This is a genomic window from Streptomyces sp. NBC_01689 (assembly GCF_036250675.1).
GTDB lineage: Bacteria > Actinomycetota > Actinomycetes > Streptomycetales > Streptomycetaceae > Streptomyces.
This window is the reverse complement of record NZ_CP109592.1, coordinates 2,303,103-2,328,901: the sequence shown is the minus strand read 5'-3', so window position 1 is coordinate 2,328,901 and position 25,799 is coordinate 2,303,103. Positions and strand designations below refer to the sequence as shown.

The 25,799-nt window shown below is 73.7% G+C and carries 20 protein-coding genes, 2 tRNA genes, 1 pseudogene and 1 riboswitch; of the genes and pseudogenes, 19 read left to right on the top strand and 4 right to left on the bottom strand.

Going from position 1 to position 25,799, the window contains the following annotated elements; all coding sequences use genetic code 11:
- The first annotated feature begins 1,141 nt into the window (after positions 1-1,141).
- The 4 genes from OG776_RS09885 to OG776_RS09870 all read left to right on the top strand — a co-directional run bounded on the left by OG776_RS09885 (position 1,142) and on the right by OG776_RS09870 (position 6,512).
- Positions 1,142-3,535: a M4 family metallopeptidase gene (locus OG776_RS09885; protein ID WP_329320145.1), complete on the top strand. Its 2,394-nt coding sequence runs from the start codon at positions 1,142-1,144 to the stop codon at positions 3,533-3,535.
- 167 nt (positions 3,536-3,702) lie between these two features.
- The gene (locus tag OG776_RS09880; protein ID WP_148012136.1) at positions 3,703-4,890 is read left to right on the top strand and encodes a thiolase family protein; all 1,188 of its coding nucleotides are present in this window, start codon (positions 3,703-3,705) and stop codon (positions 4,888-4,890) included.
- Between the two features lie 80 nt (positions 4,891-4,970).
- Positions 4,971-5,744, top strand: a complete 774-nt coding sequence (locus tag OG776_RS09875; protein WP_148012135.1) for a sulfite exporter TauE/SafE family protein — start codon at positions 4,971-4,973, stop codon at positions 5,742-5,744.
- Positions 5,745-5,765: 21 nt separating this feature from the next.
- Positions 5,766-6,512 carry a cobalt-precorrin-6A reductase gene (locus tag OG776_RS09870; RefSeq protein WP_148012134.1) on the top strand — a complete coding sequence of 249 codons (747 nt, stop codon included), beginning with the start codon at positions 5,766-5,768 and terminating at the stop codon, positions 6,510-6,512.
- A gap of 141 nt (positions 6,513-6,653) precedes the next feature.
- Here the strand turns inward: OG776_RS09870 and cobF are convergent, their stop codons facing one another.
- Positions 6,654-7,424 carry a precorrin-6A synthase (deacetylating) gene (gene cobF / locus OG776_RS09865; RefSeq protein WP_187285856.1) on the bottom strand — a complete coding sequence of 257 codons (771 nt, stop codon included), beginning with the start codon at positions 7,422-7,424 and terminating at the stop codon, positions 6,654-6,656.
- An 89-nt stretch (positions 7,425-7,513) separates the two neighbouring features.
- Complete coding sequence (locus OG776_RS09860) at positions 7,514-8,044, bottom strand: DUF309 domain-containing protein (RefSeq protein ID WP_148012132.1); 531 nt, start codon at positions 8,042-8,044, stop codon at positions 7,514-7,516.
- Positions 8,045-8,145: 101 nt separating this feature from the next.
- Between OG776_RS09860 and OG776_RS09855 the strand changes: the two genes are divergently transcribed.
- The 6 genes from OG776_RS09855 (at position 8,146) to thiD (ending at position 14,694) form a co-directional block, all read left to right on the top strand.
- Positions 8,146-8,219 (top strand) — tRNA-Pro (locus OG776_RS09855).
- A 192-nt stretch (positions 8,220-8,411) separates the two neighbouring features.
- Positions 8,412-8,765 carry an SH3 domain-containing protein gene (locus OG776_RS09850; protein ID WP_148012131.1) on the top strand — a complete coding sequence of 118 codons (354 nt, stop codon included), beginning with the start codon at positions 8,412-8,414 and terminating at the stop codon, positions 8,763-8,765.
- 949 nt (positions 8,766-9,714) lie between these two features.
- Positions 9,715-10,935, top strand: coding sequence for a type III PLP-dependent enzyme (locus OG776_RS09845; RefSeq protein ID WP_148012888.1), 1,221 nt, complete (start codon positions 9,715-9,717; stop codon positions 10,933-10,935).
- 94 nt (positions 10,936-11,029) lie between these two features.
- The gene (locus OG776_RS09840) at positions 11,030-12,136 is read left to right on the top strand and encodes a maleylacetate reductase (RefSeq protein WP_148012887.1); all 1,107 of its coding nucleotides are present in this window, start codon (positions 11,030-11,032) and stop codon (positions 12,134-12,136) included.
- 185 nt (positions 12,137-12,321) lie between these two features.
- A riboswitch (TPP riboswitch) is annotated at positions 12,322-12,416 on the top strand.
- A complete protein-coding gene (locus OG776_RS09835) occupies positions 12,406-13,800 on the top strand; it encodes a purine-cytosine permease family protein (RefSeq protein ID WP_148012886.1) in 1,395 nt (464 codons plus the stop codon). Its footprint overlaps the riboswitch before it by 11 nt.
- Before the next feature lie 81 nt (positions 13,801-13,881).
- Positions 13,882-14,694, top strand: coding sequence for a bifunctional hydroxymethylpyrimidine kinase/phosphomethylpyrimidine kinase (thiD, locus tag OG776_RS09830; RefSeq protein ID WP_148012885.1), 813 nt, complete (start codon positions 13,882-13,884; stop codon positions 14,692-14,694).
- Positions 14,695-14,751: 57 nt separating this feature from the next.
- Here thiD and OG776_RS09825 read toward each other — a convergent pair.
- Positions 14,752-16,027: pseudogene (locus OG776_RS09825) on the bottom strand (ArgE/DapE family deacylase).
- Positions 16,028-16,188: 161 nt separating this feature from the next.
- On the opposite strand from OG776_RS09825, the gene OG776_RS09820 reads away from it, so the two are divergent.
- The 5 genes from OG776_RS09820 (at position 16,189) to OG776_RS09800 (ending at position 19,614) form a co-directional block, all read left to right on the top strand.
- Positions 16,189-16,632, top strand: coding sequence for an Lrp/AsnC family transcriptional regulator (locus OG776_RS09820; RefSeq protein ID WP_410093282.1), 444 nt, complete (start codon positions 16,189-16,191; stop codon positions 16,630-16,632).
- 165 nt (positions 16,633-16,797) lie between these two features.
- Complete coding sequence (locus OG776_RS09815) at positions 16,798-17,022, top strand: hypothetical protein (protein WP_187285933.1); 225 nt, start codon at positions 16,798-16,800, stop codon at positions 17,020-17,022.
- A 307-nt stretch (positions 17,023-17,329) separates the two neighbouring features.
- Positions 17,330-18,784, top strand: a complete 1,455-nt coding sequence (locus OG776_RS09810) for a hypothetical protein (protein ID WP_315986949.1) — start codon at positions 17,330-17,332, stop codon at positions 18,782-18,784.
- Positions 18,785-18,943: 159 nt separating this feature from the next.
- Positions 18,944-19,017: transfer RNA gene (locus tag OG776_RS09805), tRNA-Pro, on the top strand.
- A 135-nt stretch (positions 19,018-19,152) separates the two neighbouring features.
- Complete coding sequence (locus tag OG776_RS09800; RefSeq protein WP_329320138.1) at positions 19,153-19,614, top strand: RpiB/LacA/LacB family sugar-phosphate isomerase; 462 nt, start codon at positions 19,153-19,155, stop codon at positions 19,612-19,614.
- Between the two features lie 46 nt (positions 19,615-19,660).
- Here OG776_RS09800 and OG776_RS09795 read toward each other — a convergent pair whose 3' ends face one another.
- Positions 19,661-21,346, bottom strand: a complete 1,686-nt coding sequence (locus tag OG776_RS09795; RefSeq protein WP_329320136.1) for an FAD-dependent oxidoreductase — start codon at positions 21,344-21,346, stop codon at positions 19,661-19,663.
- A gap of 234 nt (positions 21,347-21,580) precedes the next feature.
- Between OG776_RS09795 and OG776_RS09790 the strand changes: the two genes are divergently transcribed.
- The 4 genes from OG776_RS09790 to OG776_RS09775 all read left to right on the top strand — a co-directional run bounded on the left by OG776_RS09790 (position 21,581) and on the right by OG776_RS09775 (position 25,788).
- On the top strand, positions 21,581-22,717 hold the full coding sequence (locus tag OG776_RS09790) for a SchA/CurD-like domain-containing protein (protein WP_148009393.1): 1,137 nt from the start codon (positions 21,581-21,583) through the stop codon (positions 22,715-22,717).
- A 70-nt stretch (positions 22,718-22,787) separates the two neighbouring features.
- The gene (locus tag OG776_RS09785) at positions 22,788-23,270 is read left to right on the top strand and encodes a cupin domain-containing protein (protein WP_148009392.1); all 483 of its coding nucleotides are present in this window, start codon (positions 22,788-22,790) and stop codon (positions 23,268-23,270) included.
- A complete protein-coding gene (locus OG776_RS09780) occupies positions 23,267-24,535 on the top strand; it encodes a beta-ketoacyl-[acyl-carrier-protein] synthase family protein (RefSeq protein WP_148009391.1) in 1,269 nt (422 codons plus the stop codon). The genes OG776_RS09785 and OG776_RS09780 overlap by 4 nt, the downstream gene beginning before the upstream one ends.
- On the top strand, positions 24,532-25,788 hold the full coding sequence (locus OG776_RS09775; RefSeq protein WP_148009390.1) for a ketosynthase chain-length factor: 1,257 nt from the start codon (positions 24,532-24,534) through the stop codon (positions 25,786-25,788). The genes OG776_RS09780 and OG776_RS09775 overlap by 4 nt, the downstream gene beginning before the upstream one ends.
- Positions 25,789-25,799: the final 11 nt, after the last annotated feature.

Genomic DNA, 25,799 nt, shown 5'->3' with positions numbered 1-25,799 from the left:
TCCCCCGGCCGGCACGGCCCGGTGCGTCGCCGTGCTCTTCGGAGTTACCCCGTTCCGCGTTCGCATATTCCGTCGTCATGCCTCGGGTGAATTCGGGTGCCGCGGAACGCCGGTGGCGGTGGCCCCCGGCAACGCGCGGCGGCGGACGGGCAGATGGGTGAAACGAGTGGGCGGGCGGGTGGCAGAGCGGACGGTGGAGTACCGGGCCGGTGAACGAGGGGTCGAAGGACCCGGCCCGCTCCCGGCGCCCTGATCCGCACGGGTGCGCGCCCCTGTCGGACGGCAGGCCCGGCGCGGTGGATTCCGGCGGCTCCGGGGCTCCCGGCTCCCGCGACCGGTTCGGGCGGGATCGGACCGGCGCGGGCCCGGTTCACGGGCTCCCACGGCCGGTTCACGGCCGGTGAGGTGGTCGGATACGGGCACACCCCGGGCGCGAACACATCGCTCGTCGGGCGGGCCGACCGTGACGACCTCCATCGTGGCGGTACCGGCCGGTCCGGCCGTGCGCCGCCCTTCGCGTCCATCCTCCGCCCGTCCGGGCCGCGCCGCCATCCGGGCCGCGCGGCCGTCCGAGCCGTGTGCTCGGCCGGGGCGTGTGGCCGTCCGGGCCGTGTGCCCGTCGGGGGTGTGCCGCCGTCCTGGCCGTGCGGCCGTCGGGGCCGTGCCGCCGTCAGGGCTGTGTGCCCGTCCGGGCCGTGCTCCTGTCCGGGCCGTGCCGCCTCATGGCCGTCGGGGCGATGTGCCCGTCTGGACCGTGTGACCGTCGGGGCCGTGCGGTCATCGGGGCCGTGTGCCCGTGCGGCCGTCGGGGCCGTGCCCCCGCCCCGGCCGCCCCGCTCGTCTCGTCCGGGTGCCGCAGGGCCGCGGGATCCGTTCCGTGCGGTCTCCGTGGCCGTTCCGCCCGGGCCGCGCGCGGCCCGGGCGCCCGCGTCGGACGGTCCCGCCGAGGGTTAACCCTCGAATGCCCCGGCGATGCATGACATGGATGCGTCAAGCTGCCATTCTTCCTCCACCTGCCGGACAGGCCCCCACGGCCTGCGCAGGGGCCCCGCACCGCACTGCTCAGCTCGTCCCGGGCAGCACATCCCGTCTGTCCGGGCTGTCACCGGTCGTCCCCGCGACCGCAGCAGTAGGAGTACGAGTGAGACGAATTCCCCGTCAGGCGGCCGCAGCCGGAGCACTCGCGGCCACCGCCGCGTTGCTGGCCGTCGGCATACAGACGGTTCCGGCGGTCGCCAAGCCCGCCGCCCCCCACCCCAGCCCGTTGCGCAGCGGAGGACTGGAGGCCCGGCTCACCCCGGCCCAGCACGCGGCTCTGCTGAAGAGCGCGGCGCAGAGGACCACGGCGACCGCCGGCACCCTCGGCCTCGGTGCCAAGGAGAAGCTGGTGGTCAGGGACGTCGTCAAGGACCAGGACGGCACGGTGCACACCCGTTACGAGCGCACCTACGCCGGCCTGCCGGTACTGGGCGGCGACGTGGTCGTGCACACCCCGCCGGCCTCGCTGGCGGCCGGCACGGTGAGCAGCACCTTCAACAACAAGCACGTCATCAAGGTCGCTTCGACCACGGCGGCCTTCAGCAAGTCGGCGGCCGCGGGCAAGGCCCTGAAGGCCGCGAAGTCCCTCACCGCCGAGAAGGCCACCACCGACAGCGCCCGCAAGGTGATCTGGGCCGGCAGCGGCACCCCCAAACTTGCCTGGGAGACCGTGATCGGCGGACTCCAGGACGACGGCACCCCGAGCCAGTTGCACGTCATCACCGACGCCACCACCGGCAAGGAGCTCTACCGCTACCAGGCCGTCAAGACCGGTACCGGCAACACCCAGTACAGCGGCACGGTCACCCTCAACACCACGCTGTCCGGGTCGACGTACCAGCTGTACGACACCACGCGCGGCGGTCACAAGACGTACAGCCTCAACAACGGCACGTCGGGTACGGGCACGCTGATGACCGACGCCGACGACGTGTGGGGCACCGGTGCCGGGTCCAACACCCAGACCGCCGGCGCCGACGCCGCCTACGGCGCCCAGATGACCTGGGACTTCTACAAGAACACGTTCAACCGCAGCGGCATCAAGAACAACGGTGTCGCCGCGTACTCCCGCGTCCACTACAGCACGGCGTACGTCAACGCGTTCTGGGACGACAGCTGCTTCTGCATGACGTACGGCGACGGTTCGGGCAGCACCCACGCGCTCACCTCGCTGGACGTGGCGGGCCACGAGATGAGCCACGGCGTCACCTCCAACACCGCGGGCCTCAACTACACCGGTGAGTCCGGCGGCCTGAACGAGGCGACCTCCGACATCTTCGGCACCGGCGTCGAGTTCTACGCCAACAACGCCTCCGACCCCGGTGACTACCTCATCGGCGAGAAGATCAACATCAACGGCGACGGCACGCCGCTGCGTTACATGGACAAGCCGAGCAAGGACGGCGGCTCCGCGGACAGTTGGTACTCCGGCGTCGGCAACCTGGACGTCCACTACTCCTCGGGTCCGGCGAACCACATGTTCTACCTGCTTTCCGAGGGCAGCGGCACCAAGGTGATCAACGGCGTCACCTACAACAGCCCCACGTCCGACGGTGTCGCCGTCGCGGGCATCGGCCGGGCCGCAGCCCTGCAGATCTGGTACAAGGCGCTGACGACGTACATGACGTCCAGCACCAACTACGCCGCCGCCCGTACCGCCGCGCTCAACGCCGCCACCGCGCTGTACGGCGCCAACTCCACCCAGTACGCGGGGGTGGCGAACGCCTTCGCGGGCATCAACGTCGGCAGCCACGTCACCCCGCCGTCGAACGGGGTGACCGTCACCAACCCGGGCAGCCAGTCCTCCACCGTCGGTACCGCGGTGAGTCTGCAGGTCTCCGCCAGCAGCACCAACGGCGGCTCGCTGAGCTACTCCGCGAGCGGGCTGCCGACCGGCCTGTCGATCAACAGCTCCACCGGCGCGATCACCGGCACCCCGACCACGGCGGGCACCTACAGCACCACGGTCACCGTCACGGACAGCACCGGAGCGACCGGCACCGCGTCCTTCTCCTGGACGGTGTCCTCGGGCGGCGGTGGCACCTGCTCCTCGGCGCAGCTGCTCGGCAACCCGGGCTTCGAGTCGGGCAACACCACCTGGACCGCCTCCACCGGTGTCATCACCACCGACAGCGGTGAAGCCGCCCACGGCGGCTCCTACAAGGCCTGGCTCGACGGCTACGGCGCCACCCACACCGACACGCTCTCCCAGTCCGTGACCATCCCCGCCGGCTGCAAGGCCAGCCTCACCTTCTACCTCCACATCGACACCGCGGAGACCACCACCAGCACCGCCTACGACAAGCTCACCGTCACCGCCGGATCCACCACCCTCGCCACCTACTCCAACCTCAACAAGGCCACCGGATACACCCAGAAGACCTTCGACCTCTCCTCCTTCGCCGGCACCACCGTCACCCTCAAGTTCAACGGCGTCGAGGACTCCTCCCTCCAAACCAGCTTCGTCCTCGACGACACCGCCCTCACCACCAGCTGACCGGCGCCGGCACCGTCCGGCCGAGTCGGAAGCGGTACTGACGTGGGCCACCCCCGGGGTGGCCCACGTTCGTCTACCCACCCCGTGTCCGGCGGTCTATAGTCAAAAACTAGCGGTGGTAATTAATGGCCGATCCCGTCGGCCCTGTGTCCGTCAGGAGTCCAGTCGTGCGTCCTGTCCACTTCGCGGCGGCCCGCCGCACCCCCATCGGCAAACTGCGCGGCGCCCTGTCCGGGGTGCGGCCCGACGACCTCGCCGCGACGGTGATCCGCGGTCTGCTCGCCGACGTGCCCGCGCTCGACCCCGCCAGGATCGACGACGTCTACTGGGGCGCGGCCAACCAGGCGGGCGAGGACAACCGCAACGTCGCCCGCATGGCCGTCCTCCTCGCGGGCCTGCCCGAGACCGTGCCCGGCGCGACCGTCAACCGGCTGTGCGCCTCGGGCCTCGAAGCCGTCACCACGGCCGCCCGGGCGATCGCCGCGGGCGAGGCCGACATCGTGCTCGCGGGCGGCTCCGAGTCGATGAGCCGGGCCCCCTTCGTCCTGCCCCGCCCCGACGAGGCACTGCCGCACCGCATCGAGACCGTCGACACCCGGCTCGGCTGGCGGCTGGTCAACCCGGCGATGAAGGATCTGCACGGACTCCTGTCGATGGGGGAGACGGCCGAGGAGGTCGCCGCCCGCCACGGCGTCTCCCGTGAGCGCCAGGACGCGTTCGCGCTGCGCAGCCACCAACGCGCCGCGGACGCCCGGAAGAACGGCCACTTCGACGCCGAACTGCTCCCCGTGGAGCGCCCCGACGGCGTGATCGTCGACACCGACGAATGCGTACGCGAGGACACCTCGCTGGAGAAACTGTCCCGGCTCAAGCCGGTGTTCCGCCCGGGCGGCACCGTCACCGCGGGCAACGCGTCGCCCATGAACGACGGGGCCGCCGGACTGCTCCTGGTCGGCGAGGACGCCCTGCGCGAACTCGGCCTGGAGTCGCTGGGCCGTTATGTCGCGGGCGCCTCGGCGGGAGTCGACCCGGACGTCATGGGCATCGGCCCGGTACCCGCCACGCAGAAGGCGCTGGCGCGGGTCGGCTGGAGCGTCGGCGACCTCGAGGAGGCCGAGTTCAACGAGGCGTTCGCGGCCCAGGCCCTGGCCTGCGTGGACCGGCTCGGCATCGACCCGGAGCGGGTCAACCCGACCGGCGGTGCCATCGCGGTGGGGCACCCCCTCGGATGCTCCGGTGCCCGTATCCTCACCACCCTGCTGCACCGGATGCGCCGCACCGGTGCCGGGCGCGGCCTGGCCACCATGTGCGTCGGAGTCGGCCAGGGCAGCGCGGTCCTGGTCGAGCGGTCCTGATCCCGTCCGGGCGGGAGGCCGGCGCCTGACGGGAGGCTCCGCACCGGGACGAGATGCGTGGGCATAGCATCGGTCCCCGCATGAACACGATGACGCTCTGGCACATATCCGGCTGGGAGTTCGCCGCCCTCGCCGCCGCGGCACTGCTCGTCGGCTTCTCGAAGACCGCCGTCAGCGGAGCCAACACGGTCAGTCTGGCGATCTTCGCCGCCGTGCTGCCCGCCCGCGCCTCGACCGGCGTGCTGCTCCCCCTCCTCATCGTCGGGGACGTACTGGCCGTGGCGACCTACCGGCGGCACGCGCACTGGCCCACGCTGTGGCGGCTGTTCCCGGCGGTCGCCGCGGGCGTCGTCCTCGGCACCCTGTTCCTGGTGTGGGCCGACGACGGGACGGTACGGACCTCGATCGGCGCGATCCTGCTGCTGATGGCGGCGGTGACCCTGTGGCGCCGGCGGTCGGCCGCCCAGGAGGAGGAGCCCGACGCGGTCGCGACCCGGTCCGGCCGGATCAAGGCACGCTCCTACGGCGTCCTCGGCGGGTTCACCACGATGGTCGCCAACGCGGGCGGTCCGGTGATGTCGATGTACCTGCTGTCCGCCGGCTTCCGCAAACTCGGCTTCCTGGGCACCTCGGCCTTCTTCTTCCTGATCGTCAACACCTCCAAGGTGCCCTTCAGCGTGGGCCTCGGACTCATCGACGGCCACTCGCTGCTCCTGGACGCGGTGCTCGCGGTCTTCGTCGTACCGGGCGCCTACCTCGGCCGGTGGGCCGTGCACCACATCGACCAGCTGCTCTTCGAACGGCTGGTGATCGCGGCGACCGTGGTGGGCGGGGTCCAGCTGCTGCTGCGCTGACCGCCTCGTAGGCTCGACCCCATGTCCCCCCACGTCCTGGTCCTCGGCGGCACCACCGAGGCACGCCGGCTCGCCGCCGAACTGGCCGGCCGCCCCGGGGTGCGGGTGACCACGTCCCTCGCGGGGCGGGTGTCCCGGCCCGGCGCGCTCGAAGGGGACGTCCGGGTGGGCGGGTTCGGAGGCGTGGACGGGCTGGCGCGATGGCTGCGCGAGCAGCGGGTGGACGCCGTCGTCGACGCCACCCACCCCTTCGCCTCCCGCATCACCGGGAACGCCGTACGGGCCGCCGCCGCGGCCGGCGTCCCGGCGGTCGTCCTGCGCCGCCCCGGCTGGCGGCCCGGCCCCGACGACCGGTGGCACCACGCCGACTCCCTCGCCGAGGCCGCCGCACTGCTTCCGCCGCTGGGCCGCCGGGTCTTCCTCACCACCGGCCGGCTGGGCCTCGCGGCCTTCGCGGATCTCGCGGAACTCCACTTCCTCGTACGGTCCGTGGAGGCGCCCGAGCCGCCGCTGCCAGCGGACACCGAGGTGCTCCTCGCCCGCGGCCCGTTCACGGTGGACGATGAGCGGACCCTGCTGCGCGCCCACCGCATCGAGGTGCTGGTGGCCAAGGACAGCGGGGGAGAGGCGACGGCCGCGAAGCTCACCGCCGCCCGCGCACTGGGCCTGCCCGTGGTCGTCGTACGCAGGCCGCCGCTGCCGGACGGGGTGACCGCCGTGCCCGACGTGACGTCGGCCCTGGCCCGCCTGGGCCTCCGCGGCCCCTGAGACGGGCGCGGACCGACGCGCCGGCCACGACGGCCGACGGTCCGGCGGCCCGCCACCCGCGTACCGTCCGGCGGGTCGGACGAGGGCCCCGGACAAGCGGCCGGGACCGACCGGCGAGCGACGGGTCGGCGCGGGCGCGCCCTAACCGCGCGGACGCCTGCGCAGCAGATACGTGTCCATGATCCAGCCCTTGCGCTCACGCGCCTCGGCCCGCAGCCGTTCGATCCGGGGCGCCGCCTCCGCTATCGGGCCGGACACGAGGATCTCGTCCGGCGTGCCGATGTACGCGCCCCAGTAGATGTCGATGTCCTCCCCGGCGTACCGCCGGAAGGCCTGGTGGGCGTCGAGCATGACGACCACGTCGTCCACCCCGTCGGGAAGGCCCTCCGCGAGACGCCTGCCCGTGGTGATCTGGACCGGCCCCGCCACCCTGTTGAGCCCCGTACGGTGCCGGGCGACGAGCGCGGAGACGCTGCTGATGCCGGGCACCACGTCGTACGTGAACGCCACCGCGCCGCGGTCCAGGATCTCCTCCAGGATCCCGAGCGTGCTGTCGTACAGCGCGGGATCGCCCCACACCAGGAACGCGCCGCTCTCGTCCTCGCCCAGCTCCTCGGTGATGAGCCGCTGGCAGATGTCGGCGCGGGCGCTGCGCCAGTCGCCCACGGCGGGGGAGTAGGCGGCGCCGTCGGCGGCCCGGTCGCGCTCCGGGTCGCGCGCCTCGACCAGGCGGTACGCCCCGTCGGGAAGGTGGGCGTCGAGGATGTCACGGCGCAGCCGGACGAGGTCCGCCTTCACCTCGCCCTTGCCCAGGACGAAGAACACGTCCGTGCTCCGCAGCGCCTTGACCGCCTGGAGGGTGAGCTGGTCGGGGTCGCCCGCGCCGATGCCGATGACATGTATCTTTCGCACCCCCCGAGTCTGCCGCACGGCCCGGACGGGGGACGCACCGCGTCCGTCCGGGATCCCCGCCCCGCCCGACCGGCGCGGGAACCGTCCGCTCAGCCCGTGCCGCCGCGCAGTCGGGGTGCCCGGTCCGCGGCTCCGACGGCGACCCCGTCACCCTCCACGGAGGCGGCCAACTCCCTTGCCCACGCCGCCAGTCCGGCAAGGTCGAGCCCGTAGGGAGGACGGGCCCCGGCGGCGGTGCCGGCCCGCCACTCGTCGACGGCTCCGGCCCCGCGCCGCAGCAGCCGGGCGCCGCCCGTCGCGTTGCCCCGGGCCGCGTGGGTGAGGCCCACCGCGAGCTGGGCCAGCCCCCGCCAGAGCGTGCGCTCCTCCTCCGGACCCGACTTCCAGGCGTCCTCGAAGACCTCGTGCGCGTGGAAGGGCCGCCCGGCGTCCAGCAGGGCCTGCGCCTCGGTCACCGTCCGGTCCGGATCGCGCACGACCCCTTCCGGCTGCCGTTCGACGCCCTCGGCCCCGTACGGCAGGGGACGGCCCAGCCCGTCCCGCGGCCGGGCGTTGCGCGCCCTGCCCTCGACGTCCCGATCCCGCCCGTCGTCACGCCGACTTCCGGATGTCCCGCTCATGCCCCGATTGTCGCCCGTCCCGCGCCCTCTTCGGAGCAGCCCCCGCTGTGGGGTAAAGTTCTGTACGCACGATCCCGCGGCACGTCGCGGGGGAGGCGCATCGGGACGTGGCGCAGCTTGGTAGCGCACTTGACTGGGGGTCAAGGGGTCGCAGGTTCAAATCCTGTCGTCCCGACGGTGCGAAGGGTCTTCACGGGTGACAGCCTGTGGGGGCCCTTTCTTCATGTGCGGCGGCCCCACGATTCGAGCGTGGTCGAAAGAAGTTCCCTGCCCGGCTCCGGCCTTGCAGGGTTGTCCCGAGGGGCCGGGCGGGACGCGCGGTCCCCTCCGGTGAGCACACCGGGACTCCACCACGGGGAAGGGCAGCATGACCATGAGGATGAGGACCAGGGCGTCGATCACTGCGGGTGCCGGGGCGTTCGCCGCCGGACTGCTCCTGGCCGGCGCCGCCGGCGCGCAGGCCGCGGCCGCGGGACTGCCGTACGCCGTCACGCCGTACGCGAACGTCAACGTCCGCTCCGGCCCGTCGAGCCAGACCGGCATCACCGGGCACGTCACCGCGGGGGATCCGCGCGGCGCGTCGTGCTGGACCCACGGCGAGACCATCCGCGACAACGGCTACGTCAACGACGTGTGGGTGCGGCTGGCCGAGGGCTATGTGAGCGCCGTGTACCTCAAGGGTGACCAGTACGGCGGACTGCCCGCGTCGGCCACCTGCTGAACGGACGCGGTGCCCGGTTCCGGACGGAGCCGGGCACCGCGCCATGTCCGGCCCCGGCCTGTTCCACCCCGCTCCGGCACGCACGGACAGCGGTGCCCGCCTCCGGGTCCGACCTGATCCGAGCCATTTCGCCACACGCCGTTCCACCTCGGGTCCGCCTCGGTCCGACCGGCCACGATGAGATCCGTCACCCACTCCGCGACCCCCTCCACCGACCGCGCACCGCGCGACCACATCCACATCCGCATCCACGCTCCGCGCACCGCGCACCGCGCACCAAGATCTTCTGGGCCCGGGTGTCGCTCCGTACCCGGACGTGGCCGGAACACGCATCGGCCGCGCGACGGCGGAACCAGGGCGTGCCAGGGTGGCGTGAGTGTGATGTGGGGCGGGGCGACCCTCCCGGGAGGGTTCCCGCGAGCGGCTCGAGGTGCCTGAGGATCTCTCACCGGGTAGAGATCGCCTCCGGGCCACGGGTGGGGAGTCGCGGATCAGCATGAGGGTGGGAGGCCACGGGGCGCGAGCCCTGCGAGCGAGGGCGTCGGGCCGCCGGAGCGCGGCGGCGCCCTCCGGGTCCCCGGTCGCCGCACCGGACCGGACGCCCGGTCGGCGCGCCCCGCACCTCCCCCCTGACTCGCCGGACCCGGCACGGACGCCGGACGCGCCCCGCGCGCCGCACTCGCGCCCGGTCCCCACGCGGCCGCACCCCGCGCCGCACACGCCCGCCCGCCCCCGGCCGCATCCGCGCCCGCCGCACCCCGTGCCGCACGCTCCGCGCACGGCGCCGCCGCGGGTGTCCGGCGCGTTCGGTACGTCCGGTGTGTCCGGCCTGTCCCGCGTCCCCCCGCTCCCCGTACCGCGCGCCGGCGGCCCGGTGATGCCGTCCGGCCGCGCGCCGCCCGTGTGACGTGCCGACGACATCCCGCGCCATACGACCCGGAGTGCCCCGATGATCACACCCCCGCGCGCGGTGCGCGACCGCATCCTTTCCCTCTCACCCACGGAACTGCCCGCCTTCGTCTACGACTTGGCGGGACTGCGCGTCCACGCCGCGTCCGTCAGAGCCGCCCTGCCCGACCGCGTCGAGCTGTACTACGCGGTCCGGGCCAACGGGGAACCGGAGATCCTGGCCGAGCTGGGCCCGTTCGTGGACGGCTACAAGGTCTCCTCCGACGTCGAACTGGCCCAGGTCGCCGAGGCGTCCGTCGCCCGGCCACGGGCCTTCGGCGGCACGGAGAAGTCACCCACCGAGCTGGCGGACGCGCTGGAGCGGGGCGTGACACGCTTCCAGGTCGAGAGCGAGTACGAGCTGTACATGCTGGCCGGACTGGCCCAGCGGCACGCGCCGGACCGCCGGGTGGCGGTGCTGCCCCGGTTCGGTCTCCCGGTTCCCCGGGGCCTTCTCGCGGCGGACGGCGCCGGGTACGCCACCGCCGCAGGCCTCGACCCGGCGCAGGCCGACACGATCGTCGGTCTGCTCACCGACGGCAGCTACCCGAACCTCGAACTCCGCGGTGTACACGCCCACTTGGCCGACGGGGTGCGGGCCGGGGAACATCTGGCACTGGCCGGGTCCGTCGTCGCCTGGACGGCGGAACTGGCCGCCCGGAACGGAGTTCGGCTCACCGAGGTGGACATCGGCGGCGGCATGGCGGTGGACTACGACCACCCCGAGCGCCGCTTCGACTGGCGCGCCTACGGCGAGGGCCTCGCCCGACTCACCGCGGCCCACCCGGAACTGACGCTGCGGATCGAGCCGGGCCGCGCGCTGACCGCGTACTGCGGCTGGTACGCGAGCGAGGTGCTGGACGTCGAGCACGGCGCCGGCGAGGACGTCGCCGTCGTCCGCGGCGGCGCCGTCCACCTGCGCACCCCGGCGGCCGGGCGGGGGGACCAGCCCTGGTCCGTCCTGGAGGTGGAACCGTGGCCGTACTCCTGGCCGCGCCCCGAGGTGCGGCGCGAGCACGCCACCCTCACCGGGCAGCTGAGCACCCCGAAGGACATCCTGGTCCGCGCCGCGCGGGCGCGGGGTCTGCGGGCCGGCGACCGGGTGGTGTTCGGCCTCGCGGGCGCCTACACCTCGTCGGCCCCGCACCGGGCCCACGCGCGCTATCCGGAACCCCGTTTCCACTTCCTGGGCGACGGCGCCCACGGAGACCGGTCCCGATGACCGTAACGGAGGACGTCAGGAGTTGCCGTCGCGGGCGCGGCGGCGCATCCTCGGGAACGCCTGGCAGGATCGTGCGCCGGACCAGGAGAGTGGCATGACCGTCGAACCGACCGACTTCGCGACAGACGCCCCGCTCGACTTCTCGTACGAGACGCGGCCCGGCCGGGTCGTCTTCCGGCCCGGCGCAGCCGTGTCCGCGACCCCCGGCGAGGCCGCCCGGCTCGGTCTGCACAGGGCCCTGGTGGTCTGCGGCAGCCGGGGCGAGGCCACCGCCCGCGCGGTCGCCGACGCGCTGGGCGGTCAGTGTGCGGGGGTGCATCCCGAGGCCCGGATGCACGTACCCGCCGAGGTCGCCGCCCGTGCCGTCGAGGTGGCCCGGGAGATGCGCGCCGACGGCTGCGTTGCGGTCGGCGGCGGCTCGGCGATCGGCCTGGGCAAGGCGATCGCGCTGCGCACCGGACTGCCGCTGATCGCCGTGCCCACCACCTACTCCGGCTCCGAGATGACCCCGGTGTGGGGCCTGACCGAGGACGGTGCCAAGCGGACCGGGCGCGACCTGGGCGTCCAGCCCCGGAGCGTCGTCTACGATCCCGAGCTCACCCTCGGTCTCCCGGTCCCCCTCTCCGTGACCAGCGGGATCAACGCCCTCGCGCACGCCGTGGAAGCCCTGTACGCGCCCGACGCCTCGCCGCTCGTGGCGCTCATGGCCACGGAGGGCGTCCGGGCGATGACGGCCGCCCTGCCGGCCGTGGCCGCCGCTCCCGGCGACCTCGACGCGCGCGGCCGCGCGCTGTACGGCGCGTGGCTGTGCGGTGCCTGTCTCGGCACCTCCACCATGGGCCTGCACCACAAGCTCTGCCACGTGCTCGGCGGCACGTTCGGGCTGCCGCACGCCGAGACGCACACGGTGGTCCTGCCCTACGTGCTCGCCTACAACGCGGCCGCCGCGCCCCGGGCGGTCGCCACCCTGTCCCGGGTCCTCGGCACGGACGACGTGCCACGCGCCCTCCGGGAGTTCGCCAGGAGCCTGGACGCGCCCAGCACCCTCGCCGAACTCGGCCTCAGGGAAGCCGACTTGGCGGTGGCCGCGGCGCAGGCCGCCGGTCAGGCACCCCCGAACCCCCGCGAGGTCACCGCACACGGCGTGCTGGGCCTGCTGACGGCGGCCTACGAGGGCTGGGAGCCGCGCTTCGGGTCCTGAGGGCCGTCCCCTGATCCCGGGCGGGCGCACGACGACGGCCACGGCACCTCACCGCGTCCGGTCCATCGGTTCAGGGTGCCGTCCCGAGCTGTCGGCGGCGCGCGGGTCCCGGTCCCACGCACCGGTCACGTGGTCCGCGCGGCCCCTGCCTGGGACGGACGCGCGGGCCGGGCTATCCTGACGCCGAACCGGACACGGGGTGCCCCGAACGAGGGCTGAGATCACACCCGTCGAACCTGAACCAGTTAGGACTGGCGGAGGGATGTCTCATGTCGTTGCCGTATGCCCGTGGTGAAGTGGCCGTCGGAGGCCCGCAGGGCGTCTTCGACGGGCGGATGCCCGAGGCCGCGGGCGATCTGCGCGTCGAGGCGCGCGGTATCGCCCCGGTCCCGGAGGACCACCGCTACGGCGGCCCCGGCCGCCTGTTCACCGTGTGGTTCGCCCCCAACCTGACGATGACCGGCGTCTTCACCGGCACCGTCGGCATCGCGCTCGGCCTGGACTTCCCCACCGCGCTGGCCGCCGTCGTGCTGGGCACCCTGCTGGGCGCGGTGCCGACGGCGTACCTCGGCACCTGGGGCAGCCAGACCGGCGCCGGACAGCTGCCGCTCGCCCGGCTCGCCTTCGGGAGGGCGGTGCTGGTGCCCGGTGCGCTGCAGTGGCTCTCCTCGATCGCCTGGGACGCGCTGATCGGCCTGTTCGGCGGGGACGCGCTGGCCCAGCTCTGCGGCTGGCCGTTCTGGCTGGGCGTGCTCGTCATGATGGGCGCGCAGGGAGCACTCGGCGTCCTCGGGTACGAGGTGATCCACCGGCTGCAGACCGTGATGACCTTCGCCCTCGCCGCCGCCTTCGTCGCGCTGACGGTGAAGCTCCTGAACGGCACCCACCCCGCTGCCGCCGCCTCCGCGCACGGGGCCGACCGCGCCGGGGCGTTCGTCCTGACCTGCACCATCGCCCTCAGCCTCGCGCTGTCCTGGGCCCCGTACGCCAGCGACTTCAGCCGCTATCTGCCGCGCACGGCGTCCCGGCCGCGGATGTTCTGGTGCACGCTCGCCGGTGTCGGCGTCTCCTTCGTGGCCGTCCAGGCGCTCGGCCTGTGGGGCGCCGCCGTCTTCACCGACCAGACCGCCCGCGGCGTCGACACCCTGCTCGGCGGCGGTGCCCTCGGCGCCTTCGGACTGCTCGCCGTCGCCCTGGCCGCACTGAGCAGCAACGCCATGAACGACTACAGCGGCTCGCTCGCCCTGCAGACCATGGGCGTCCGTCTGCCGCGCCCGGCCGCGGCCGCGCTCGCGGCCGTCCTGGGCTTCCCGCTCGTGCTGTGGATGCACGCCGCCGACACCACGACCCGGTTCCAGAACGTGCTGCTGCTGGTCGGCTACTGGATCCCCGGGTTCGTCGCGATCGTCGCCGTCGACTGGCTCGTCCGGGCCAGGGCACGGGCCGGCGCGCCGGTCGACCTGGCCGCCGAGAGCGCCCGTCCGCAGCCGTGGTGGCCCGCGCTGGTGGCGTTCGCCGGCGCCTTCGCCGCGGCGGTGCCCTTCATGAGCACCAGCCTGTACGTCGGCCCGGTCGCGCGGGCCCTGCACGGGGCGGACCTCGCCTACGGGGTGGCGTTCCTCGCGGCCCTCGCGGTGTACACGCCGCTGCGGCTGCGCCGCTGACCCGGTGCTCCGCCGCCCGCCTCGCCTCTCGCCCTTCTCCTCGTCTCCCACCCGTCTCGTCCCGTACGGAGCGAACCCGTCATGTCCTCGAAGACCCCCGCCGCCCCGCCCCGCGTCCTGACCGTCGCCGGATCGGACTCGGGCGGCGGCGCCGGTGTCCAGGCCGATCTGAAGACCATGCTGGCGCTCGGCGCGCACGGGATGAGTGTGCTGACCGCGGTCACCGCGCAGAACTCCCTCGGTGTGCAGGGCGCCTGGGAGCTTCCGGCGGAGGCGGTGCGCGCGCAGTACCGCAGTGTCGTGGACGACATCGGGGTGCAGGCGGTGAAGACCGGCATGCTCGGCTCCGCGCTGCTCGTCGAGACCGTCGCCGAGCTGCTGTCGGACGTCGCCGCGCCCGTCGTGGTGGATCCGGTGAGCGTGTCCAAGCACGGTGACCGGCTGCTGGCGGGCGACGCGCTGGACGCCGTACGGGGCGCGCTGCTGCCGGTCGCGACGGTGGCGACGCCGAACCTCGACGAGACCGCCGAGCTGACCGGGATCGAGGTGACGGGCGAGCGGGACATGTCCCGCGCCGCCGAACGGCTGCTGTCCTACGGCCCCCGCTGGGTCCTCGTGAAGGGCGGCCATCTGCCCGGCGAGGCCGTCGACCTGCTGACCGACGGCACCGAACGGCACTGGTTGCGGGCCCCGCGCCACGACAACCGGCACACCCACGGCACCGGCTGCACCCTGGCCTCCGCCGTCGCGGTGGGACTGGCACGGGGACACGCGGTGCCGGAGGCGGTCCGGCGGGCCAAGGAGTACGTCACGGGCGCCATCGCGGCGGGCTTCCCGCTCGGTGCCGGACTCGGACCGGTCGACCACGGCTGGCGGATGCGCGCGGGAGGCTGAACACCGGGGAGGAGCCCCCTGGGCCGTGCCCGCCCCGAGATCCGCCAGACCCGGGTCCTACAGGGTGCCCACCGTGCGCAGTGTCGCCAGGACCAGGGCCCGGGCGACGGCGACCGTCTCCGCGAGGGACACGCGCTCGTCGGGGCCGTGGGCCAGCCGCACGTCGCCGGGGCCGTACTGGAGCGTCGGTATGCCCGCCCCCGCGTAGAGCCGCAGGTCGCTCCCGTAGGGGGCGCCACGTTCCCGGGCGCCCGGCGCCCCGGTGACGTCGGCGTGCGCGCCGCCGACCGTCTCGCGCAGCGGATGGCCGGCCGGGAGCCTGCCGCTGGCGAACTGGCCGCCGGGCCACGAGACGACCGCGGGATGCCCGCGCAGCCACGGATCGGCCGCGCAGGCCTCCGCCACGCAGCGTTCGAACGCGGCGCGCGCCGCGGCAGGTTCCTCGTCGAGTCGCAGTCCGAGCCGTCCGTCGGCGACGAGCAGCCCCGGCACGCTGCTGGCCCAGTCCCCGGCCTGGAGCATCCCGACGGAGACGGTGTACGGGAAGGGGTACTCGGCCATGAGGGGGTCGGGCGTCTCGCCGCGGGCGGCCTCCAGGCGGGCCAGCGCGGCGGAGACGGGCGCGTAGGCGTCGATGGCGCTCACCCCGGCGTCCCGGGTGCTCGCGTGGGTCGACCGGCCCGGCACGGTGATACGGAAGGTCAGGGCGCCGGCGTTCGCGGTGACCAGCGTGCCGCCGGTCGGCTCGCTGATGACACAGGCGTCGCCGGTGTGGCCGCGGTGCAGGGTCCCGAAGGCCCCGACGCCGCCGTCCTCCTCGCCGACCACGAAGTGGCCCGCCACGCTGCCGCGCAGCCGTACCCCGGAGGCGCGGATCGCGGCGAGCGCGGCGACGTTGGCGACGACCCCGGCCTTCATGTCGCAGGCTCCCCGGCCGTGCACGACGTCCCCGCGGACGCTGGGTACGAACGGGGGCGCCCGCCCACTGCGCGAGGTCACCGGGCGGTACGACGTCCACATGCCCCTGGAGGATCATGGTCGGGCCGTCCTCGGCACCGGGCAGCGTCGCGACCAGTCCCCAGGCCTCGTCGCGCGGCACCTCCATGCCGGGGAAGCCGGGCTCGGCGCGCAGGGCGGCCAGGTCCATCGACCAGAGGTCGATGTCCAGACCGGACCGTCCGAGGTCCCGCGCCAGACGGTGCTGCAGCTCGGACTCGGCCGCGCTTCCCGTCATGCTCGGCACGGCCAGGGTGTCGAGCAGCATCGTGGCGACGGCCGTCTCGTCGACGGCCTCCAGGGCGGCGGATTCCTCGGCGCTGAGCACTGCGCGCATGCCACACGCTCCTTTCGCGGGTGGGATGACGAGGGGGGCGTGAGGATGTTACGAACAGCCCCGGTACGCAAACAATCGCCGTTCGTTTCCGTCTGGGCCCGATTTCTTGTGAAGATTGCGCCCGCGTGGTGATTTCTTGCGTGGAGCAGGGAGAGAGTGACATGGCCATGGACGCCATCGACGAGGCCATCGTCCGGTGCGTGCTGCGCGACGCGCGCAGCACGTACGCGGAGATCGGCCGCGCCGCCGGGCTCTCCGCACCGGCGGCGAAGCGGCGCCTGGACCGGCTCGTGGCCGACGGCACGATCCGGGGCTTCACCGCGCTCGTCGACACCCAGGCGCTGGGCTGGCGGACCGAAGCGTTCGCCGAGGTGTACTGCAAGGGCAATCCGGCCCCGGCCGAACTGCGGCGGGCCCTGGAGGACGTGCCCGAGGTGGTCGAGGCCTACACGGTCTCCGGGGCCGCGGACGCGATCGTGCATCTGATGGCCCTGGACATCCCGCATCTGGAACGTGCCATCCAGCAGGTGCGCGAGGCCAGGGTGATCGAGCGGACGGAGAGCGTGATCGTGCTGTCCGGGCTGATCAACCGGCCGCGGGTGTGACCGACGGCGGTCCCCGGGGCGTGGGTCGCGCGATAAATCGAACACGTGATTGAATTTGGCCATGACACACCCACACTTCCCCGGCGGCCCGTCGACGGCGCGCGACGGACGAGCGACAGGTCGGGCCGGGATGCACGCCGGGACCGGAGAGGCGAGGCTGGATTCATGTCCGAACCGCTGCCTGTGATCGTGTCCCCGCCGGCTCCGACGGGTGGCCGTCGGGTCCGTGTGCACGGAGAGAGTCTGGGCCTGGCCTACAACCTGGCCGACCTGTCCGAGTTCCTGCGGCGCGCGGGGCTCGATGTCGATCCGCTGACCCTCGCGGTGTCCCCGCTCATCGACTGGCGGGGGATCGGCCCGGAGTACTGGGGACCCGAGACCGGAAGGTGAGGGGGTCGGCCCCGGGGTGAGGGCGAAGGCCCCGGGGCCGCTGGCCGCCCCCTCCGGCGGGCGGAGCGCGGCCGGTTCGGGCGGGCTGTCCGACGCCGGGTCAAGGTGACTGCTGATCGGTCGAGCCGGGGAGTGTGCGACCGAGTGGGGGACTGCGCGACGCGACCGTCCCGAGGGGGGCGGCGTGGCGCACATCACCCTGGGTGGATACGGAAAGGCGAGGCGGACCTTCGCGGCCGCATGGCATGCTCACGCCTAGTTACTCGTCGGTAATTTCCTGCCACCCCCACCCCCCTCAGGACTGATCTTGCGTATCCGCAAGCGGCCTCCGCGCGCCCTCGTGCCCGCGCTCGCCGCATCCGCCCTCCTCCTCGTCACCGGCTGCTCCGCCGACCCCGGCGCGCACACCTCGTCCGCCGCCGGACCCGCCCCGGACGCCACCGCCTCCGTTTCTCCTTCCGGTTCCTCCGGCTCCTCAACCGGCACCACGGACCGCGTCGGTCGGCCGCTCGCCGTCGCCGCGGCGCCCGCGGCCACCTCCGCCGCCGTCGCACGGCCCGGCGCCGCCGGCGGCCGGGCCCACCGGACGGCGGTCGAGGTGACCTCGTACGACAGCCGCACCCGACGCGCCGTCATATCGCCCGCGCGGCACGGGAATCCGTCCGTGTCGCCGACGCCCGCGGGGACACCGGCGCCGGGCCGTACCGCCGTCGGTGACGTCATCGCCAGCGCCCCCGCCCCGGGCGCCCCCGACGGACTGCTCGCCGAGGTCACCGAGGTGATCGGGGAGAAGCCCGGCGGCACGGAGGTGCGGACCGCGCCGACGACCCTGGACGCCCTTCTCGGCGACGGCCGGGCGAAGGGCACGGTCCCCGTCGATCCCGCGTCCTTCGACGTCGAGAGGCTGCTGCCCGACGTCAAGGTCTCCTGGACACGGACCGGAGACGTGCACGCGGGCCCCGAGGGCGCGAAGGTCCCGCTCGGCGGCCTGCGGGTCGACCTCGCCACCCGGGTCGCCGCGGCCGAGGGCACGCCGGCCTCCGCGGCGGCGACCGTGTCCGGCTTCGTCCAGGTCGAACCGGAGGTCGACTTCTCCTACGGCGGCGGATCCACCGCGGGAGGCCCGGCGAGCGCCCGTCTCGGCGTCTCCGGCGAGTGGACCTCGCGCTGGGCGCTCAAGGGGCGCGCGGCGGCCTCCGCCCAGCCGCTCCGGCTGCCGTTCGCGAAGCTGCACGCCGATCCCGTCCTCCAGGTCGGCCCGGTCCCCGTCGTCGTCAACCTGGACCTGACCTGCTACCTCCGGATCAGCGGCGACGGCGGCGTCACCGTCGACATCGAGCAGGACCTCAAGGGCGACTTCGACGCGGGCGGCACCTACGACCCGGCCGGCGGCTGGACCCCGGTCAGCGCCTCGCACATGACGAGCACGCCGGTGCACGCCCGGGTCACGGCGGCCGGCGGGGTGAAGGCCGCCCTCGGCGCGGAGGCCACCGTCGGCCTGTACGGAGCCGTGGGCGTCACCGCCGACCTGGCCCCCTACCTGCGCGGTGAGGCCGCGGGCACGGTCGACGCCGCCTCACCGACCCGGTCCGGCACGAAGGCCGGTGTCGGGACGGCCGGCACCTGGGGTGTCTACGGCGGCCTCGACCTGAACGGGACGCTGCACGTCCAGCTGTCCGTCTTCGGCACCCCGGTCCTCCGGCGCGGCATTCCGCTGGGCGCGCTGCACCGGGAGTGGAGGCTCGCCGGCAGCCCGGGATAGCCGCCGCCCCGAAGCCCGTACGCTCCGGTGCCGCGCCGCGCGCCGCCGCGGGCGCACCGGACGCACCGCATCGCCGTCCGTCGCGGGGGCGGGCCGCCCCCGCACGTACGGTAGGGTTTACCTGCACGATCACGCGGGATCACCGCGGGTGAACCGCATCGGGACGTGGCGCAGCTTGGTAGCGCACTTGACTGGGGGTCAAGGGGTCGCAGGTTCAAATCCTGTCGTCCCGACGGTGCGAAGGGTCTTCACGGACATGGGTCCGTGAGGGCCCTTCTTCGTGCCGGCTTCGTGTCCGCGGGTCCTGCCCCGGGTGCCGGACGCGGCGCGCGTTCCGCGCCTCCGCGCCGCTGGGTAGGCTGCCGGGCATGCGGATCGCCGTCTCCTCGGACATGGACGAACCCGTGGCCCGCTCCCTCGTCGCGGAACTGCGCGGGCGCGGCCACGAGGTCACGACGCACGGGGCGCTCCACCCCGGCCGGGACCCACGGTGGGCGGTGTGCTCGGAGGCCGCGGCCCGCGAGGTGGCCGCGGGGACCGCGGAGCAGGCGGTGGTGTGCTGCTGGACCGGCACGGGCGCGTCCATCGCCGCGAACAAGGTGGCGGGCGTCCGGGCGGCCCTGTGCACGGACGCCTACTCGGCCGACGGCGCGCGCCGCTGGAACGACGCGAACGTGCTGGCGCTGAGCCTGCGGCTGACCTCCGAGCCCCTTCTCAAGGAGATCCTCGACGCCTGGTTCGGCGCCGACGCCGGCGAGGACCCCGGCGACCTGGCGAACCTGGCGCACCTCGGACGGCTCGACCTCGGCAGGGCGGCCCCGGGCCCCTGACCCGTCCGGGTGAGGCCCCCGCGCGCGCCCCGGCGCGGCGGATTCGTCAGCGCCGGTCCAGCAGCGTCACCAGCACCTCCCGCAGCGTCGCGCCGGGGTCGGGCGACGGGCCCGCGGACCGCCAGGCGACGAACCCGTCGGGCCGGACCAGCACCGCGCCGTCCCCGCCGACCCCGTGCGCCCCCGCCCAGTCCGTGCCGCCCTCGGGGGTCAGGTCCGCGCCGGTCCCGAAGCCGATCCGGTAGGAGTCCAGCGGCACCGACAGCCGCGTCGCGACCTCCCCGGCCGCCGCGTGCCATCCGGCGGTGCCGTCCGCCGAGCTCAGGAGCACCATGGACCGCTCGTACAGGTCGAGGGCGGAGATCCGGTCACCGGCCCGGTCCAGCCACAGGTGGGGCGCCCGGCTGCCCGGCTCGCCCGTCAGCCGCATGCCGTCCGGCACGATCGGCTGCGTCGGATCGGCGCCCAGGACCGCACCGCGCGGATAGCGGTAGCCCAGCGCCACACCGAGGAGGCCGCCGCCCTTGCCGCCCGGGCCGCCCGGGCCGCGGGGACGCCGGGGCCCGCCGGCCCCGGGAGCGGGCGTGTACCCGGGATGACTGTGCTCGACCGAACGCGAGGAGGCGCGGGCGCTCGTCGCCTCCGCGACCGGACGGCGCTCCGCGTCGTACGAGTCCAGCAGCCCGGGGCCGGCCCAGCCGCCGAGGACGGCGGCCAGCTTCCAGGCGAGGTTGTGCGCGTCCTGGATACCGGTGTTCGAACCGAACGCCCCGGTCGGGGACATCTCGTGGGCCGAGTCACCGGCGAGGAACACCCGGCCGTCCAGGTACCGCTCGGCGACCCGCTCCGCCGCGTGCCAGGCGGCCCGGCCGGTGATCTCCACGTCGAGAGCCCGGACACCCGTGGCCCGCCGGATGTGCTCCGCGCACCGCTCGTCCGTGAACTCCTCCAGCGTCTCCCCGCGTTCGGGGTGCCAGGGCGCGTGGAACACCCAGTGCTCCTTGTTGTCGACCGGCAGCAGCGCCCCGTCGGCCTCCGGGCCGGTCAGGTAGCAGACGATGAACCGCCGGTCGCCGACGGCCTCCGCGAGGCGCCGCGAGGTGAAGGTGACACTCACGTTGTGGAACAGGTCGCCCGGACCGTTCTGCCCGATGCCGAGCCGCTCACGGACGGGACTGCGCGGTCCGTCCGCGGCGACGAGATACTCCGCCGCGACCGTGCTGCACTCACCCGTCACCCGGTCCCTGAGCCGCGCCGTCACCCCCTCGGCGTCCTGCTCGAACGACACCAGCTCCGTGGAGTACCGCAGATCCCCGCCCAGCTCCCGAGCGCACTCCAGGAGCACCGGCTCCAGGTCGTTCTGGCTGCACAGACACCACTTGCCCGGGCTGAAGCGGGCCAGGCCGCCGCCGGGGTCCATGGTCGTGAACAGCCACTCGCCCGAGTCACCCACCAGATCCGGTGCCTGCAGGATGCCGTGGTTCTCCGCCAGGACGGACGCGGCCCGCTCGATGCGCCGCTGCGCCCCGGCCACCCGGAACAGCTCCATCGTGCGGACGTTGTTGCCGCGCCCCCGCGGGTGGACCGACGTACCCGAGTGACGCTCGACGAGCAGATGCGGCACACCGAGGCGTCCCAGGAACAGTGAGGTGGACAGCCCCACCAGAGAGCCGCCGACGACGAGGACCGGTGTGCGGTGAGTGACCTCGCCGGCCACTTCCGATCGGTTCATTGCATGCCTCCAGCGTCACCTGCGGGCCGAGTCGCGCATCGGATGCAGGTTCCATGCCCTGCGCCGGCCCGCTCGCGCGCCCGGGGCACCCGGATGGCACGCGGTTCACTCGTCCGCCCCGTGGGGCTCGCGCCTCCCCGGCCTCCCGTCAACGATCGGCTCATGACGACCCCGGCCTTTCGGCCACGGCGGTCGTTCCTGACCTTCCGTGAAGAATGAAGAGAGGTGTGCCGGATGACCAGCTCGGGACGTATCTCGCAGTCGGCGTTCGACGGCTCCAGGCTGCGGGTGATCCTGCTGCTCGATCTGTACGACGGAGCCCAGCAGAAGTTCCTCGACGCCTACGAACTCATGTGCAACCAGGTCGCGTCCGTCCCCGGTCACATCAGCGACCAGCTCTGCCAGTCGATCGAGAACCCCTCGCAGTGGCTCATCACCAGTGAGTGGGAGAGCGCCCCGCCCTTCCTCGCCTGGGTGAACAGCGAGGAGCACGTCGAGACGGTCAAGCCGATGCACAGCTGCGTCAAGGACACCCGCTCGATGCGCTACAGCATCCTGCGGGAGACCCACCGCAACCAGCAGCAGGCGGCGCCCGAGGCGGCCAAGGGCGCCACGGGCGGACAGCAGGTGCAGGCGCGCGTGGGGGACGGGGTGGCCCGCCACGCCCTCACCTTCACCGTCAAGCCGGGCTCCGAGTCGAAGGTCGCGGAGATCCTGGCCGGGTACGAGGCCCCCCAGGCCCAGGTCGACGACGTCACCCGCCTGCGCCGCACCTCGCTCTTCATGCACGGCAACCGCGTCGTGCGCGCGGTGGAGGTGGAGGGCGACCTTCCCGCCGCCCTGCGCCATGTCGCCCGCCAGCCCGAGGTAAGGGCGGTCGAGGAGGCCATCAACCCGTACCTGGAGCAGGAGCGGGACCTCCGCGACGAGGGATCGGCCCGGGTCTTCTTCACCCGCGCGGCCCTGCCGGCCGTGCACCACGTGGTGGCGGACCGGCCGGAACCCGCGAACCTGCGCCGGCACGCGCTGTACTACCCGGCCAAGCACGGTCAGGGCATGGAGCTCGCCCGGCTGCTCGCCCGTCAGGACGAGTCCGCCGCGGCCGATCCGAAGAGCGCGGTCCACGCGAGCACCGTCTTCCAGCGCGACGACATCGTGGTGCGCCTCATCGACATCACGGGCGAACTCGACGCCGACCCGGCCGCCTCGCTCGGCATCAGGGGCGCCGGCAGGGCCGCGGAACTGGAGCGGCTCCTCGACGGTCCCGCGATCGGCGTCGAGGGCTCCCTGGAGACGGAGCGCAACGCCAACCGTCTCCTGTCGCACGCCGACATGATGCCCGTCACCGACCGCACCTCGGCGCGGTCCTGACGGACGGCCGCGGTCCCCAGGCCCGCGGCCGCCCCACCGCACGCCACTTCCTCAGTCGGAGGTATGAAGAATGATCCAGAAGCATCCACGCATCGTGGACCTGAGCGAGACGGAACCCAACCGCAGGCGCGGAGGCGACATCCGGGCCATGCTCACCCCCGCCACCGCGGGTTCCACCAGCGGGTTCATGGGCCTGGCCATCATCCAGCCCGGCGAGCGCATCGGCGAGCACTACCACCCGTACTCCGAGGAGTTCGTGTACGTCGTCACCGGCGCGCTCGAGGTGGACCTGGACGGCGAGGCGCACGCGCTCCGGCCCGACCAGGGGCTCCTGATCCCGATCAACATGCGCCACCGCTTCCGCAACGTCGGTGACACCGAGGCCCGCATGGTCTTCCACCTGGGCCCGCTCGCCCCCCGTCCCAGCCTCGGGCACGTCGACACGGAGGTGACCGACGGCCACGGGCTCACCCCCGAGTTCGTCGCCGCCGGGACGGACCTGTCCGCGCCTGACCACGGACAGCCGTCCGAGCGAAGTGGGGCCATAAAGTGACCCGGCGGGTGGCCGTCACCGGTATCGGTGTGGTCGCTCCGGGCGGCACCGGAGCGACGGCGTTCTGGGACCTCCTCGCCAACGGCCGTACCGCGACCCGCGGCATCACCCTGTTCGATCCGGTCGGCCTGCGCTCGCGCATAGCCGCCGAATGCGACTTCGACCCCCTCGCGCACGGACTCGACCCGGAGCTGAGCCGGCACACGGACCGGTACATCCAGTTCGCCGCCGTCGCGGCCGGCGAGGCCGTACGCGACTCGGGCCTCGACACCGACAGGGAGGACCCCTGGCGGGTCGGTGTCTCGCTGGGCAGCGCGGTCGGCGGCACCACCCGCCTGGAACACGACTACGTCAAGGTCAGCGCGGGCGGGCGACGGTGGGACGTGGACCACCGCGAGGCCGATCCGCAACTGCACCTGGCGTTCTCGCCCAGCACGCTCGCGTCGGTGGTCGCCGAGCAGTTCGGCGCGCAGGGTCCGGTCCAGACCGTCTCCACGGGCTGCACCTCCGGACTCGACGCGGTCGGCTACGCCTTCCACACGATCGAGGAGGGCCGGGCGGACGTCTGCATCGCCGGGGCGTCCGACTCTCCCATATCCCCGATCACCATGGCCTGCTTCGACGCCATCAAGGCGACGTCGCCCGACAACGACGACCCGGAACACGCCTCCCGGCCCTTCGACGCCCACCGCAACGGCTTCGTCATGGGCGAGGGCGCGGCGGTGCTGGTCCTGGAGGAGTACGAGCACGCCCGGGCCCGCGGCGCGCACATCTACTGCGAGATCGGCGGCTACGCCACCTACGGCAACGCCTACCACATGACCGGTCTGACCAGCGAGGGACTGGAGATGGCCCGTGCCATCGACACCACCCTCGACCAGGCGCGGCTCGATCCGACACTGATCGACTACGTCAACGCGCACGGGTCGGGCACCCGGCAGAACGACCGCCACGAGACCGCCGCGGTCAAGCGGTCACTGGGCGACCACGCGTACAAGACCCCCATGAGCTCCATCAAATCCATGGTGGGGCACTCACTGGGCGCGATCGGCGCGATCGAGGTCGTGGCCTGCGTCCTCGCGCTGAAGCACCAGGTGGTACCGCCCACCGCGAACTACGAAACTCCCGACCCCGAGTGCGACCTGGACTACGTGCCGCGCACCGCACGCCCACGGAAGCTGAACAACGTGCTCTCCGTGGGCAGCGGATTCGGCGGTTTCCAGTCCGCGGTGCTCCTGACCGGGCCGGGTGGGAGGAACCGATGACCAGTCAGCGCACTCAGCGCCCACGGCGCGCGGCGATCACCGGAATCGGTGTGGTCGCGCCCAACGGCCAGCGGGCGGACGCCTACTGGAAGTCCGTCAGTGAGGGGCTCGGCGTTCTGGACCGGATCACCCGCGAGGGATGCGGGCACCTGCCCCTGCGTGTCGCGGGCGAGGTCCGTTCCTTCGACGCCGCGTCCCTCATCGAGGAGCGTTTCCTCGTCCAGACCGACCGCTTCAGCCACTTCGCGATGGCCGCGACCGTTCTCGCCCTGGACGACGCCGGCCTCGGCCACACGGATCCCGCGGAGCCGTACAACATCGGCGTGGTCACCGCGGCCGGTTCCGGAGGCGGTGAGTTCGGACAGCGGGAGCTCCAGAAACTGTGGGGCCAGGGGTCCCGGTACGTGGGCCCGTACCAGTCCATCGCCTGGTTCTACGCCGCCAGCACCGGCCAGATCTCCATCCGGGGCGGCTTCAAGGGGCCGTGCGGGGTGGTCGCGAGCGACGAGGCGGGCGGGCTGGACGCCCTCGCGCACGCCGCCCGCGGCGTACGGCGCGGCACCGGTGCGGTTCTCGCCGGGTCCGCCGAGGCACCCCTCGCCCCGTACTCGATGGTCTGCCAGCTCGGCTACCCCGAGATCAGTACCGCCGAGGACCCCGAGCGCGCCTACCGGCCCTTCACCCAGGGGGCCTGCGGGTTCGCGCCCGCGGAGGGCGGCGCGATGCTCGTCGTGGAGGAGGAGGCCCGCGCCCGCGACCGCGGCGCCGCGATCCGGGCCACCGTGGCCGGGCACGGAGCCACCTTCACCGGGGCGTCCCGCTGGGAACGGTCCCGGGAGGGACTCGCCCAGGCCATCCGGGTCGCCCTCGACGAGGCGGGCTGCGCCCCTGAGGAGATCGACGTCGTGTTCGCCGACGCCCTGGGCGTACCGGAGGCGGACCGCGCCGAGGCGCTGGCCATCGCCGACGCCCTGGGGGCACACGGCACCCGGGTGCCCGTCACGGCGCCCAAGACCGGGATCGGGCGTGCCTACTGCGCCGCACCCGTGCTGGACACCGCGGCCGCGGTGCTCGCCATGGAGAACGGACAGGTGCCCCCGACCCCCAACGTGTTCGACATCTGCCACGACCTGGACCTGGTGATGTCCAGCGCTCGCCCCGCCGAGCTGAACACGGCCCTGGTCCTCAGCAGGGGACTCATGGGATCCAACGCGGCGCTGGTCGTGCGCCGCGGCGGCGACTCCGCCCGATAGGACCGGGCGGG

Excerpts from the sequence above, each read along its gene's own strand:
- OG776_RS09875 (WP_148012135.1), top strand. The coding sequence starts at position 4,971 with ATGAACACGATGACGCTCTGGCACATATCCGGCTGGGAGTTCGCCGCC.
- OG776_RS09870 (WP_148012134.1), top strand. The coding sequence starts at position 5,766 with ATGTCCCCCCACGTCCTGGTCCTCGGCGGCACCACCGAGGCACGCCGG.
- OG776_RS09860 (WP_148012132.1), bottom strand. The coding sequence starts at position 8,044 with ATGAGCGGGACATCCGGAAGTCGGCGTGACGACGGGCGGGATCGGGAC.
- OG776_RS09850 (WP_148012131.1), top strand. The coding sequence starts at position 8,412 with ATGACCATGAGGATGAGGACCAGGGCGTCGATCACTGCGGGTGCCGGG.
- OG776_RS09845 (WP_148012888.1), top strand. The coding sequence starts at position 9,715 with ATGATCACACCCCCGCGCGCGGTGCGCGACCGCATCCTTTCCCTCTCA.
- OG776_RS09840 (WP_148012887.1), top strand. The coding sequence starts at position 11,030 with ATGACCGTCGAACCGACCGACTTCGCGACAGACGCCCCGCTCGACTTC.
- OG776_RS09835 (WP_148012886.1), top strand. The coding sequence starts at position 12,406 with ATGTCGTTGCCGTATGCCCGTGGTGAAGTGGCCGTCGGAGGCCCGCAG.
- thiD (WP_148012885.1), top strand. The coding sequence starts at position 13,882 with ATGTCCTCGAAGACCCCCGCCGCCCCGCCCCGCGTCCTGACCGTCGCC.
- OG776_RS09820 (WP_410093282.1), top strand. The coding sequence starts at position 16,189 with ATGGCCATGGACGCCATCGACGAGGCCATCGTCCGGTGCGTGCTGCGC.
- OG776_RS09815 (WP_187285933.1), top strand. The coding sequence starts at position 16,798 with ATGTCCGAACCGCTGCCTGTGATCGTGTCCCCGCCGGCTCCGACGGGT.
- OG776_RS09800 (WP_329320138.1), top strand. The coding sequence starts at position 19,153 with ATGCGGATCGCCGTCTCCTCGGACATGGACGAACCCGTGGCCCGCTCC.
- OG776_RS09795 (WP_329320136.1), bottom strand. The coding sequence starts at position 21,346 with ATGAACCGATCGGAAGTGGCCGGCGAGGTCACTCACCGCACACCGGTC.
- OG776_RS09790 (WP_148009393.1), top strand. The coding sequence starts at position 21,581 with ATGACCAGCTCGGGACGTATCTCGCAGTCGGCGTTCGACGGCTCCAGG.
- OG776_RS09785 (WP_148009392.1), top strand. The coding sequence starts at position 22,788 with ATGATCCAGAAGCATCCACGCATCGTGGACCTGAGCGAGACGGAACCC.
- OG776_RS09775 (WP_148009390.1), top strand. The coding sequence starts at position 24,532 with ATGACCAGTCAGCGCACTCAGCGCCCACGGCGCGCGGCGATCACCGGA.